The organism is Halomonas sp. A40-4 (assembly GCF_015767635.1).
GTDB classification, from domain to species: Bacteria; Pseudomonadota; Gammaproteobacteria; order Pseudomonadales; family Halomonadaceae; genus Vreelandella; species Vreelandella janggokensis.
Genome location: NZ_CP065230.1, coordinates 381,837 through 393,339, shown reverse-complemented (window position 1 = coordinate 393,339; position 11,503 = coordinate 381,837). Strand labels below are relative to the sequence as shown.

Annotated in this window: 12 protein-coding genes and 3 tRNA genes; 7 read left to right on the top strand and 8 right to left on the bottom strand. The window is 57.4% G+C overall.

What is annotated here, in order from left to right; genetic code table 11:
• Positions 1-34 precede the first annotated feature (34 nt).
• Together IT895_RS01950 and IT895_RS01945 are read left to right on the top strand one after the other, a co-directional pair.
• Positions 35-1,327: a hypothetical protein gene (locus IT895_RS01950; protein ID WP_199284541.1), complete on the top strand. Its 1,293-nt coding sequence runs from the start codon at positions 35-37 to the stop codon at positions 1,325-1,327.
• The gene (locus IT895_RS01945; protein WP_199284540.1) at positions 1,324-2,304 is read left to right on the top strand and encodes a phage integrase; all 981 of its coding nucleotides are present in this window, start codon (positions 1,324-1,326) and stop codon (positions 2,302-2,304) included. Before IT895_RS01950 ends, IT895_RS01945 begins: the two co-directional genes overlap by 4 nt.
• A 116-nt stretch (positions 2,305-2,420) precedes the next feature.
• Here the strand turns inward: IT895_RS01945 and IT895_RS01940 are convergent.
• From IT895_RS01940 to IT895_RS01910, 7 genes are all read right to left on the bottom strand, one after another.
• Positions 2,421-2,496 (bottom strand) — tRNA-Thr (locus tag IT895_RS01940).
• Between the two features lie 18 nt (positions 2,497-2,514).
• Positions 2,515-2,589, bottom strand: a tRNA-Gln gene (locus tag IT895_RS01935).
• 6 nt (positions 2,590-2,595) lie between these two features.
• Positions 2,596-2,671, bottom strand: a tRNA-Phe gene (locus tag IT895_RS01930).
• A gap of 78 nt (positions 2,672-2,749) precedes the next feature.
• On the bottom strand, positions 2,750-3,028 hold the full coding sequence (locus tag IT895_RS01925; RefSeq protein ID WP_085919107.1) for an oxidative damage protection protein: 279 nt from the start codon (positions 3,026-3,028) through the stop codon (positions 2,750-2,752).
• A 33-nt stretch (positions 3,029-3,061) separates the two neighbouring features.
• Positions 3,062-4,156: an A/G-specific adenine glycosylase gene (mutY, locus tag IT895_RS01920; protein ID WP_199284539.1), complete on the bottom strand. Its 1,095-nt coding sequence runs from the start codon at positions 4,154-4,156 to the stop codon at positions 3,062-3,064.
• Between the two features lie 80 nt (positions 4,157-4,236).
• A complete protein-coding gene (locus tag IT895_RS01915) occupies positions 4,237-6,573 on the bottom strand; it encodes an AsmA family protein (RefSeq protein WP_085919109.1) in 2,337 nt (778 codons plus the stop codon).
• Positions 6,574-6,596: 23 nt separating this feature from the next.
• Entirely contained in the window at positions 6,597-7,067 is a 471-nt protein-coding gene (locus tag IT895_RS01910) for a GNAT family N-acetyltransferase (RefSeq protein WP_085919110.1), read from the bottom strand.
• Positions 7,068-7,269: 202 nt separating this feature from the next.
• On the opposite strand from IT895_RS01910, the gene hisB reads away from it, so the two are divergent.
• Genes hisB through hisF form a run of 4 tightly spaced genes read left to right on the top strand, consistent with a single transcriptional unit; the run spans position 7,270 to position 10,052 of the window.
• Positions 7,270-7,863: an imidazoleglycerol-phosphate dehydratase HisB gene (gene hisB, locus IT895_RS01905; RefSeq protein WP_085919111.1), complete on the top strand. Its 594-nt coding sequence runs from the start codon at positions 7,270-7,272 to the stop codon at positions 7,861-7,863.
• Positions 7,864-7,873: 10 nt separating this feature from the next.
• Positions 7,874-8,524: an imidazole glycerol phosphate synthase subunit HisH gene (gene hisH, locus IT895_RS01900; protein ID WP_199284538.1), complete on the top strand. Its 651-nt coding sequence runs from the start codon at positions 7,874-7,876 to the stop codon at positions 8,522-8,524.
• 11 nt (positions 8,525-8,535) lie between these two features.
• The gene (gene hisA / locus IT895_RS01895; protein WP_085919112.1) at positions 8,536-9,282 is read left to right on the top strand and encodes a 1-(5-phosphoribosyl)-5-[(5-phosphoribosylamino)methylideneamino]imidazole-4-carboxamide isomerase; all 747 of its coding nucleotides are present in this window, start codon (positions 8,536-8,538) and stop codon (positions 9,280-9,282) included.
• Positions 9,279-10,052: an imidazole glycerol phosphate synthase subunit HisF gene (gene hisF / locus IT895_RS01890; RefSeq protein ID WP_085919113.1), complete on the top strand. Its 774-nt coding sequence runs from the start codon at positions 9,279-9,281 to the stop codon at positions 10,050-10,052. The genes hisA and hisF overlap by 4 nt, the downstream gene beginning before the upstream one ends.
• Positions 10,053-10,091: 39 nt before the next feature.
• Here hisF and IT895_RS01885 read toward each other — a convergent pair whose 3' ends face one another.
• Positions 10,092-10,691 carry a YjaG family protein gene (locus IT895_RS01885; RefSeq protein ID WP_066319837.1) on the bottom strand — a complete coding sequence of 200 codons (600 nt, stop codon included), beginning with the start codon at positions 10,689-10,691 and terminating at the stop codon, positions 10,092-10,094.
• Between the two features lie 119 nt (positions 10,692-10,810).
• Between IT895_RS01885 and IT895_RS01880 the strand changes: the two genes are divergently transcribed.
• A complete protein-coding gene (locus IT895_RS01880; protein WP_085919114.1) occupies positions 10,811-11,497 on the top strand; it encodes a type 1 glutamine amidotransferase in 687 nt (228 codons plus the stop codon).
• The last annotated feature ends 6 nt before the right edge of the window (positions 11,498-11,503 follow it).

The following is an 11,503-nucleotide window of genomic DNA, read 5'->3' as shown; positions in this document are numbered from 1 at the left end:
GTTTCAGCATTTTGAAATTTAAGGAATGAAGCTCATGGAGCGTTGGAACCGTTATTCGATTGCTTCCCTTCAGAAAGGCGAGCAAGACCCGTTCGGAAAACTGTTGATCAGCTCGGCGGGTCAGCGTGAGTTGGGCGATATTCGCTTACTGAACGCAGGCGTGGACACGGTACGTCAGCTGTACCAGGGCAAGCCTTGCCTGTACCAGTTTGATGAGATCATCAGGGTCTACAACGAAGGCAAAGGCGCCACCATGGAGTTGTTCGACGTCACCTGGTCAGTGGGGGCCGGCGCAGCCGGTTCAGGCTTCCGCTACCGTCTCCAGAACAACGAGCTCGGCGTGATCATCTTTTTCCAGGCACGGCACACCAAGGTGGAGAACATCGGCACCCACCTGAAAATTGAGCTCTCCCCGCACTTCATCCAGGAGCGCAGCCCGCAGCAGTGCCAAGACTTCATGTACAACATCGCCGCTCAAATGCTCGCCTACGTCGAGCCGGTTGGCTGTGCCATTCACCTCGCCTTGGACGTCCAGGGCTGGGAACCCCCGACCGACTTTATGCAGCGCTTCGTGACCCGTTCCAAAAAGATCATGCGCATTGACGGCATCGAAGACCTGGAGTTTGCCCACGGCAGCATTGCCACCACCTACGGCCGCGGCGAAACCTACATGTTCGGAACGGCAGGGGCGCTGCAATGCGCGATTTACAACAAGACCCTGGAAGCCAAACACCGCGATAAGATGCACTTCTGGGAAGGCATCTGGAAACACGCCGTTAACGATGACCTGAGTCCCGCCTACGATCCCGACGATACCGTCTGGCGTATCGAGCTACGTTTTCACCAATCCGTGCTGCGGGAATTTGCCCAGGGGGTGCCCTGCAACGTCGATACCGGCGAGGTCCTGGACGCCTCCCACGGCTTTAACCGCTTCATTGAAGTGGTGCCCCACCTCTCCGGTCTCTGGCGAACCGCCATGCAGTCTTACCGCCTGGATGCTCGCCGGAACCTGATCGATCCCGCCTGGCAGGTCATGCAGGAAGACGCCCGCTTCTACTGCCACGAACCGTCATTCATGTACAAACGCGCGCGCAAAGCCCCAGGCATCGGCAACGAAAAGAACGTCACCCTGGCCTTTGGCAACCTCATCAGCATTTACGCCCGCCAAGGCTTCCGCACCCACGAAGCCGTCCGCTACCTCCAACGCTCCGGCATGTGGGAAGACCTCGCTGAATACTACCGCCGACGAGGGGTCGACTCGGGGCAATTCAGGCAGATCGTAGAACAGAAACTGATCGAGCGACGACTGGTAGGGAAAGCGGCGTGAGTATTAAGAAAGTCAAAGGTGGCTGGCAAGTCGATATTCGCCCCAAAGGTGCCTATGGGAAACGCGTCCGTAAGGTCTTGCCTTCTAAAGCGCGTGCGCTCAGCTTCGAGCGCAAAGTTTTGGGTTCCCCCGACGAATATATAACGCACTCAACGGATAAACGTCGCCTGCTCGACCTGGTAGAACTCTGGTACGTGCATCATGGCCAAACGCTTAAGAGTGCCCGGGATCGCGTCCGTGCCCTGCGTAAACTCGCTGACGCTTTGGGTAATCCGGTTGCCAAAAAATTCACTGCCCAGGACTGGGTAGAGTACCGAACCAAGCGGCTCAAGGAAGTGAAGCCCAATACCATCAATCATGAGCATACCTACCTGAAAGCGGTGTTCTCTGAGCTCGAGCGCCTTTCCCTATGGCCGCACGGCAACCCCATGCAGAAAGTCCGCAAGGTGCGCATCGATGAAACGGAAAAAGGGTACCTCGACCAGCTTCAAATACAGCGCTTGCTCGACTACCTCCAGGAGCAACCTACACAAGATTGCTACTTCATCACCCGCATTTGCCTCACGACCGGCGCACGCTGGAGCGAAGCGGAAACCCTCAGAGCTGAAAACGTCCGCGCTGACCGGATCGTCTTCATTGGCACCAAGTCCGGCAAGACCCGAACGGTGCCGATAGATCGGCAGCTTTCACAGCAACTTCGCGAACGACGCAAGATAGGCCGCCTATTCAGCAACCGCTATAAAGCCTTTGCCCAGGCCATCAAAGAACTAAACATTCAACTACCGGAAGGACAGCTAACCCACGTGCTTCGTCACACGTTCGCCAGCCACTTTATGATGAACGGGGGGAACATTCTGGTGCTACAGCAGATACTCGGTCACCAGTCGATCACTATGACCATGCGCTATGCGCATTTCGCACCAGACCACCTGGAAGAAGCGGTGAAATTGAACCCACTCGCTGCTACAAATCCATAGCCTTGGCGGGATATGAGTGTCCAACGGTTGGACACTTTGTGGACACCCACAAAAAAGCCGCCCTAGAAGGCGGCCTTTTAAAATTCTTTAACGTGCTGTTTCTAAACCACTTTTAGTGGTGCCGACACCAGGAGTCGAACCCGGGACCTACTGATTACAAGTCAGTTGCTCTACCAACTGAGCTATGTCGGCTACACGTAAAGTCGGCAATGGCTGGGGTACCAGGATTCGAACCTGGGAATGCCGCTACCAAAAAGCGGTGCCTTACCACTTGGCGATACCCCAGCAGTGTGGTGGCCAGAGACGGAATCGAACCGCCGACACGGGGATTTTCAATCCCCTGCTCTACCGACTGAGCTATCTGGCCGCTGCCAACGGTGCGTATTAAACAAGAATCTCGGCTTTTCGTCAACTCCTTTATAAAACTTTCCGTTTTGTCGGCAAGTTATGTGGCTTGTGTCGGCGGCACGTAACCTTCGGCCTGGTCGGTTTCCTGGTTATCGAAAAAGCGCTGCATCTGCTCCATCAGGTAGGCGCGAGCCTCGGGGTCTAACATGTTGAGGTGTTTTTCATTGATCAAGCGCGTTTGCAATGCCTGCCAGTCTTCCCAGGCCTGCTTGGAAACGGTTGCCTGGATTTCCTGGCCCTGCTTCCCCGGCAGGGGTGGAAATGGCAGGGCTTCCAGCTCTTGTTGATACTTGCGGCAAAATACGGTCTGCGGCATGAGATGGCTCCTAGACTTAGCGGCTACTCAGGGTCAAGCGTGCCCTGGCGTCGACGTCAGTGTGAAAGGGGTAAGTTGATTGATCAGCGACTTTACAGGGGCGGCCAGGCCGAGCTCAGCCGGTTGGCTGGGGTCGTACCAGACACCTCCTTCGCGCACGCCCTTCAGCCTATCGCAACTGACTGGCTGCGGGGTAATCGCCAGACGAAAATGACTGAAGGTATGCTGAAAACAGGCCAGAGGTGGCAAACGCTCAGGCCCCAGCACATGGTCATCCAACCATGAGGCCAGTTGGCTTTGGCTGTCAAACTGCGGCAGGCTCCAAAGCCCACCCCAAAGCCCGCTTGCCGGACGTTGCTCAAGCCACACCCGTCCGTCTGGGTCGTAAAGCATCAACATGATGGTTTCCCGCGTGGGCAAGGGTTTCTTGGGCTTGGATTCAGGATAGCGCTTGGTCTCGCCTTGCGCGTAGGCCAGGCAGACATCATTGAAAGGACAATGCCCGCAAAGCGGGGTACTGCGCTTACATAGCGTGGCACCAAAATCCATCATGGCCTGGGTGTAATCCGCCACGCGGGAATCGGGCGTGTAGTAGTCAGCGAGGGCCCACAGTTTGCGTTCGACGGCAGGTTTACCCGGCCAGCCCGCCACCGCATGCAAGCGCGTCAGCGAACGCTTGACGTTGCCATCCAGGATAGCAGCACGCCGCCCGGTGCTCTGGGCGATAATCGCTCCCGCCGTCGAACGGCCGATGCCAGGCAGCGCCATGAGCCCCTCGACGCTGTCGGTGGGTAGTTCCCCGTTGTGGGCCTCAAGCGCCACTTGCGCGGCTTTATGCAGATTACGCGCTCGGGCGTAGTAACCTAGCCCGGTCCACAGGTATAGCACTTCATCCTGAGGCGCCTCGGCCAGTGCCTCCAGCGTCGGAAAACGCGCCATAAAGCGCTCAAAATAGGCAATGACCGTGGCCACCTGGGTCTGTTGCAGCATGATTTCAGAGACCCAAACGCGGTAGGCGCTGCGCGGTGATTGCCAGGGCAGATCATGGCGACCGTAGCGGTCAAACCAGTCTAGCAAACGCTGTTGAAACACCTCAGCGGCCAGCCGCGGCGCGGGCATGTCCGTCATGCAAACTCCTTAATCAAGCATTGCGCTAATATAAAAAAACAGCGCCGATTCAAGACCGGCGCTGTTCGGGCTGATGGCCACTAATCAAATAAACGCTGCAGCCCCTCACGCAAGGCATTGCCACTGCCTTCACCCAGACGTTCGTCAAGTGAATCAAGCGATTCGCCCAGGCGTTCCTCAAGGGCTTTGCTTACCTGCCCACCGGCTTCTTCCTGAATGAGCTCGACAACAGCACCCTGAAAAGCATCACGATCAAAACGACACCACTCGCCACGGGCGTCGCTGATATGGCCCTCGCAACGCAATGGCAACGGCAGTGCTTCAAGACGGGGATTCACATCGCACGCGGCATCTGCGGTATCCACAAGCCCGGCATTGGCATGCGTATCAAACCGTTGGCTGGTGAGGTCGTATTCGCCCTCGCCCTTTACCTCGATCCCCGGCACGGTGATGATCAAATCGTCGCTGCGCACCACGCCGTCTCGAATCTGCAGCGTTGCGGCAAACTCATCGAAGGCGGTATCGCTTGACCAGTCACGCTGGACTTCCTCGCCTTCCAGCCGGGCAGCAAGCTCGCACATCTCTTGAGAGACATTAATGTCGAGAATGGCGCCCTCCGTTAACCGGGCCTTCAGGTCGCCATTCAGGTGGCGCAGCAATGCCTCGCGCTGATTACCGCGCGTTGTGAGATCTCCGCTCAGATTAAGTCGCCCCCTCAGCGGAGACGCCTCATCACCCTCGCTCAACGTCTCGATAAGCGGCGCTACCTGAACATTTTGCATGGTGGGTGAAAGCGCCCACTGCAGTTCATCCTGAGTGGCGTCTATGCGCCCGCTCGCGGTCAATTCGCCTTCGTAAAAGCCCGCTTCAAAATTGCTTAGCTGATGCAGCCCCTGATCGCCCTGCATCTGGAGGCGCGCATCGCTGAACGCCATGCCCGCCAGCTCAAGCGACTCGATATTCAGGCTGCCATTCACGCTTGACGACGCCAACCACGCCTGGGGCAGGAGCTCAGCCGGGCCGTCGGCAACGGCGGCCTTGATAACCTCCAAGCTTGCTTGCTGTTCGGTTTCTTGGCGCGGCAGATAACGGTCCAGGTTGAGCACGTCACCTTGAAGGTCAAAGTCGACACGCGACCCGTCCAGTCGCGACGCGATATTGCCAGTAAAAGTACTGTCATCCACTACCAGCGAGAGGCTGGGTAGCGATACTTTCTGCAAGTCCCCTTCAATGGGGCTGGTCATGGCAACATCGCTGAGTGCCGCTTCACTTGCCGTCTCAAGCACCACACCCGACCGAGCCAACCACGGGCGCAAGGTGAATGGCGCGACGGTTAACTGACCTTGGTATTCCGGCGCATCGCGGAATTGCGACACGTTAAGGTGACCGCTGACACGCAGGTTATCAGGCCCGGTCAGTTGCAGTTCTTTTAACCGTGCGGTTTGCGCCTGCCAGTCTCCATCCAGACCAAACGCAAGCGCCAGCGCCAGCCCACCATCCCAGTTTTCCGGATGGCGAAGAGTGGTTTCCAGCTTTCCATCGCGAATGCTCAGTTGCTGCTCAGCGAGCCGGACAATGGCTTCAGTCGCTGATACGTCGAACTGCTGCGGTTCGCCTTCAGCCTCAAACCGTGTGCGCGTACTAAGTTGGGTGTTTTCCAGCACAAACTTCTGTTCTGACAAGCCAAGTTGCATGCGTGTTTCAAGGCCGATATCGCTTGATATATTGGGCGCTCGCTCCAATGCCTCAGCGTCCAGGTTATTGTGCTTTGTCAAGGTGAACATGGCCTTAAGCGGAAAGGCACGAACAGGATTGACGTTACTACCAGAGACATTCAGGTCTCGCACATGCCACAGCGCTTGGGCCTGCTCATCCCGGAAACGGATATTGGCCCCGCTGATATTGACATTGGCAATACTCAACACGACTTCCAGGCTGCCAGCATCCACGTTGGGACCCGCACTCGCTGGCGCCAGCACGGTTTCGGCTTCTTCGCTTTGCTCTACAAGCCTGTCCAGAAGCGGCTCCCAGTTGCCCTCGCCGTCGGCATTGCGCTGCAGATTTAAACGCACGCCGTTCAGGGTCAAGCCATCAACGGCTATTTCACCGCGTAACAAGGGCGCAAAAGCGACGCTGACCTCGGCACGGTCGACCGCCGCAAACGCCGTGTCTTCTTCATCTTGACTGGGAAGCCTGGCATTGGCCGTCTCTACGCTGACGCCAATACGCGGATAAAACGACCAGTTGATCGGTCCATCCAGATCCAGGTTCAGTCCTGTTTGTTCTTCGACCACGGCAGTGAGGCGAGGCTTAAAGTCCTCCGGGTCTAAAAATGTCGTTACGTACACGACAGCCGCGACAGCCACAATCGCCAAAATACCAATTGCAGCGAGTACAATGCGTAATAATTGTCTCATTACCCTTTCCTTGTGGGTTTAATTCAACGAGGGTCTAATTCAACAAAATCGCTGGTTACCGGGGCCTCTAAAGACGGCTTTTCAGTATTTGCGACAGGCCGGTACCCCAGTTTTGACAACAAGACGCGGTCGGCCAACGGTAGCGACGACGTGGCGATGCGCAAGACACGCCCATCCTGCTTGGCTTTTTCACCGAGTAACGCCATCAAACGGGACCCTACGCCCCGGCGCCGGGTAGTCTTGCGAACACACAAATCTGATAGCCACCAGGCACCGTCTTGACCCTGTTTGATCGCGACAGCCCCCAATAAGCGGTCATTGAAATGGGCGCAGCCGAAAAAATGCTGCTGCAAATGCTGCTCGATAAAAGGCTCGACCGTTTGGCTGGGCATTCGGTCCTGTGGCGCATCATAATAGATGCGTATCAGATCAAGGCGCACTTGCTCATCGGCTTGCCACCGGGCTTGGTCGACGTAATGCAGTGTCACCGGCATGGAGTATTCCTCTTCACCAACGCAGCAAGGCTGCTTTTTCTTCACAATGGAAGGCGGTTACCTTTTAAGCATTGTAGCGGATGGGGGCACCGATTCACTATAATGGCCGCTTTGCAGAAGGCTTTATCCTTCTCGCTCGGTGGTATGTTCATTTGGGCCATCGGCTTTCTTCTAGAGTGCGCAACAGCGCAGGAGTTGCATGATGTCAGCGCGAATCGCCACGGTAAGCCGTGACACCAACGAAACGCAGATCAGCGTCAGCGTCAACCTTGACGGCGAAGGTCACCTGTCTGGACAGTCCGGCGTACCGTTTCTCGATCACATGCTCGACCAGATAGCACGTCATGGCATGATAGACCTCGACATCAATGCCAAGGGCGACCTGCACATCGATGACCACCACACCGTTGAGGATTTGGGCATCACGCTTGGCCAGGCATTTGCCGAAGCCGTGGGCGACAAGCGCGGCATTTATCGCTACGGCCATGCCTATGTCCCGCTGGATGAAGCATTATCCCGTGTCGTGGTGGATTTCTCGGGTCGCCCCGGTTTGTATATGAAGGCAGACTTTACACGCGACACCATCGGCCACTTCGAAACCCAACTGGTTGCCGAGTTTTTCCAAGGATTCGTCAATCATGCACGTGTTACGTTGCACATCGATAACCTGAAGGGCCTGAACGCTCACCACCAGGTCGAGACCATTTTCAAAGCCTTCGGCCGGGCACTGCGCATGGCGGTTAGCGAAGATCCGCGCATGGCGGGGCAAATGCCCTCGACCAAGGGAAGCTTATAAGGAGCGCTTAATGACCATCGCTGTCATCGACTATGGCATGGGTAATCTGCACTCGGTCGCCAAGGCACTCGAGCATGTTACTCATGAAAACGTGGTCATTACCCGTGACCCACGACGCATTTTAGGGGCCACCCGGCTGGTCTTGCCTGGCCAGGGGGCGATCCGCGATTGCGTCGGCGAACTGGAGCGGACTGAACTACGCGGATTGGTCGACGACATCCTGACGCGCCAGGCCAAGCCGCTTTTGGGTATCTGCGTAGGCCAGCAGATGCTGTTGGAACGCAGTGACGAAAACGGTGGCGTTGATTGTCTGGGCTTTTTCCCTGGCAACGTGAAGCGCTTTCCCGCCACCATGCGCGACCAGCACGACCAGCACGACCAGCGCTTGAAAGTGCCACATATGGGCTGGAACTTGTTACATCAGCGTCAGCCACACCCGCTATGGGAAGGCATCGAGCAGCATGAACATTTCTACTTTGTGCATAGCTACTATGTAGAAGCGGCGGATGACGCTCACGTATTCGGTACAACGGACTATGGCAGTGTGAATGCTCATGTCGCCATCGGCCGCGACAGCACCTTCGCCGTGCAGTTTCACCCCGAGAAAAGTGCCCGCGCGGGTCTACGCCTGCTGGAAAACTTTGTCACCTGGACGCCTTAAGAGGTTTGGTTATGTTGGTAATTCCCGCGATTGATCTCAAAGACGGCCAGTGTGTCCGTTTGAAGCAAGGCCGAATGGACGATGCCACCTCCTATGGCGATGACCCCGTTGCCATGGCCGCCCGTTGGGTGGAAGCGGGGGCACGCCGCCTGCATCTGGTGGATTTGAACGGTGCGTTTGAAGGCAAGCCGGTCAATGGCGACGCAGTGACGGCCATTGCGCGGGCTTATCCGGACCTCCCCATTCAGATTGGCGGCGGCATCCGCTCGGCCGAGACCATTGAGCACTACCTCAAGGCAGGCGTTTCTTATGTCATCATCGGCACCAAAGCGGTGAAAGAGCCGGATTTCGTCACTGATATGTGCCGCGCTTTCCCGGGCCATATCATTGTCGGTCTCGATGCAAAGGAAGGCTTTGTGGCCACCGACGGCTGGGCAGAGGTCTCCACGCTCAAGGCCACCGATCTGGCCAAACGCTTCGCCGACGACGGTGTATCGAGCATTGTTTACACCGACATCGCCCGAGACGGCATGATGCAAGGCGTCAATATCGAGGCGACTGCGGAGCTTGCCCGAGAAGGCGGCCTACCGGTCATCGCCTCAGGTGGTGTGACTAATCTTGACGATATCCAAGCCCTTTGCAAGGTCGCTGATAGCGGCATCCTGGGCGCCATCACCGGACGCGCTATTTATGAAGGCAGCCTGGACCTTGCCGACGCCCAGCGCCTGAGCGATCAACTGACGGGAGGCCGTAAATGAGTCTCGCCAAACGCATTATTCCCTGCCTGGATGTCGATGCAGGCAGGGTGGTCAAAGGCGTGAATTTCGTGGGTATCCGCGATGCCGGTGACCCGGTGGAAATCGCCAAGCGCTACAACCAGCAGGGCGCCGATGAGATCACCTTTCTGGACATCACCGCGAGCCATGAAGACCGCGCCACCACGGTGGAAATGGTGGAGCGTATTGCGGGAGAAGTGTTTATTCCGCTTACCGTGGGCGGCGGTATCCGCAGCTGCGACGATATTCGCACCATGCTGAATGCCGGCGCCGATAAAGTCTCCATCAACACGGCAGCGGTCACCAACCCCGACTTCGTCTTTGAGGCGGCTGAGCGCTTCGGCAGTCAATGCATTGTGGTGGCCATTGATGCCAAAAAGGTATCCGGCGAGGGTGAACCGCCACGCTGGGAGATTTTCACCCACGGTGGACGCCGCCCGACAGGGCTGGATGCCATCGAGTGGGCAAAAAAGATGGTGGACCTCGGTGCAGGCGAGCTACTCCTCACCAGCATGGACCGCGACGGCACCAAGTCAGGCTTTGACCTGGGGGTGACCCACGCGATTGCAGAAGCGGTCAGCGTGCCGGTGATTGCGTCGGGCGGGGTAGGCAACTTGGACCACCTCGTTGACGGGGTACTGAAAGGCGGCGCTGACGCCGTCTTGGCCGCCAGCATTTTCCACTTCGGTGAATACACCATTCCTGAAGCGAAGCGTTACATGGCCGAACGCGGTATCGACATGCGCTTGTGACCCGCTCAAAGCCGTCGACTTGTCCGGCGGCGGCCAGCGTTATGCCTCGTCCAGCGATAATCCCAGGTTACTGACGCCGCCATTACGGCCAAGCTGGCGAATATCTTTCAGGGTGTCTTTGGTCAGCGGCTGCGACACTTCTTCTAAAACAGCGTCCTGGAAGTTATTTTCGTCTTCCGTCAATGGATGGTCACGGATGAGGAGCGCCAGCGCGTTGGCGTCTTCTTCGCCTTCGGTCAGCTCGATAAAGGCGCGTACCCCGGCGCGTGAGGTGCGGCTGACATCCAGCACGGCTTCCGGCGACTCGCCCTGCAGCGTATCCAGCAATGCCGATATCGACACGACCGCATCCAGAGCCCGACGCGCGCCAAAGCTTTCGTCGCCTTCGGGCGGCTCACATTCGGCCAGTTTTTCTGCCTGACGGGCAAAATCGATGCTCGCGCCGGGCACGCTGAGGCGCTCCCAGACCAGGTTGAGCACCGCCCGCAGCGTATGCCCATCGCCATGCCCGGTGGTCTGTTCATAAAGCGCATAGTTGGGCAGTAGTCGCTCACAGAGTGCGGCCATAAATGCTTGCTGAGCGGCTAGCGGCAACTGTTGTAGCCGTTGATAAAAGCCGGGGGGATTGGTGGACGCCATACGCTATTCCTGGATTGAGTAACTCAAGTTATTGGTGAACGCCGGACAATACGTTATCGTCGCCATCGTGTCGGCAGCCTCTGTTGGCAAATTGCCGCAAGGCCGGCGAGGAGATTACCATGCATATTCATCTGCTACAGCACGGCCCTGACCATGGACCCGCCCGATTAACCGACTGGCTAACCAGTATGGGGCACAGCTTCACCATTTTTCATCTCTATGATCATGAGTTGGTCCCACGCGCCAGCGATAGTGACGCCCTTATCGTTCTGGACGGGCCAGACCGCTTCATCGAACAGCCACCGGCCTGGTTCAAGGCCGAAAACAAGCTGATTAATCGCTATCTGGATGGCCAGAAGCCTTTACTGGGTATTGGCCTGGGAGCGTTATGGATCGCCGACGCGCTCGGCAGCGTGGTCGCCCTCGGCACCTACCCCGAATCAGGCTGGCACACCATCCACCTGGCACCGGAAAGTCCCATCGACCTGCCCGAGCAGTTCGATGCCTTCATGTGGCATCGCTATGTCTTCAGCCTGCCCGATGATGCCTTACCCTGTGGGGGGAGCGAAGCGGCACCGCTTCAGGGCTTCAGTTGGGACGCAGGCCGCGTGGTCGGGCTGCTATGCCACCTTGAAGTCACTCAAGAAAGTATCGAGCCGCTATTGGCGCGCCATCCTCTCGAGGCAGAACGCCGCGACTTCCTGCAGACCGAGGCGGATATACGCCAGAGCCCCAAGCGCTTTGACACACTGGCGGCACTGCTTGACCGCTTGCTGAGTCAGTGGCTTCGCCCCGCATCGCTCTAACCATCT

Coding starts and splice junctions, on each gene's coding strand:
- IT895_RS01950 (WP_199284541.1), top strand. CDS start 35: ATGGAGCGTTGGAACCGTTATTCGATTGCTTCCCTTCAGAAAGGCGAG.
- hisB (WP_085919111.1), top strand. CDS start 7,270: ATGTCAGCGCGAATCGCCACGGTAAGCCGTGACACCAACGAAACGCAG.
- IT895_RS01915 (WP_085919109.1), bottom strand. CDS start 6,573: ATGAGACAATTATTACGCATTGTACTCGCTGCAATTGGTATTTTGGCG.
- hisH (WP_199284538.1), top strand. CDS start 7,874: ATGACCATCGCTGTCATCGACTATGGCATGGGTAATCTGCACTCGGTC.
- IT895_RS01910 (WP_085919110.1), bottom strand. CDS start 7,067: ATGCCGGTGACACTGCATTACGTCGACCAAGCCCGGTGGCAAGCCGAT.
- IT895_RS01880 (WP_085919114.1), top strand. CDS start 10,811: ATGCATATTCATCTGCTACAGCACGGCCCTGACCATGGACCCGCCCGA.
- mutY (WP_199284539.1), bottom strand. CDS start 4,156: ATGACGGACATGCCCGCGCCGCGGCTGGCCGCTGAGGTGTTTCAACAG.
- hisF (WP_085919113.1), top strand. CDS start 9,279: ATGAGTCTCGCCAAACGCATTATTCCCTGCCTGGATGTCGATGCAGGC.
- IT895_RS01885 (WP_066319837.1), bottom strand. CDS start 10,691: ATGGCGTCCACCAATCCCCCCGGCTTTTATCAACGGCTACAACAGTTG.
- IT895_RS01925 (WP_085919107.1), bottom strand. CDS start 3,028: ATGCCGCAGACCGTATTTTGCCGCAAGTATCAACAAGAGCTGGAAGCC.
- hisA (WP_085919112.1), top strand. CDS start 8,536: ATGTTGGTAATTCCCGCGATTGATCTCAAAGACGGCCAGTGTGTCCGT.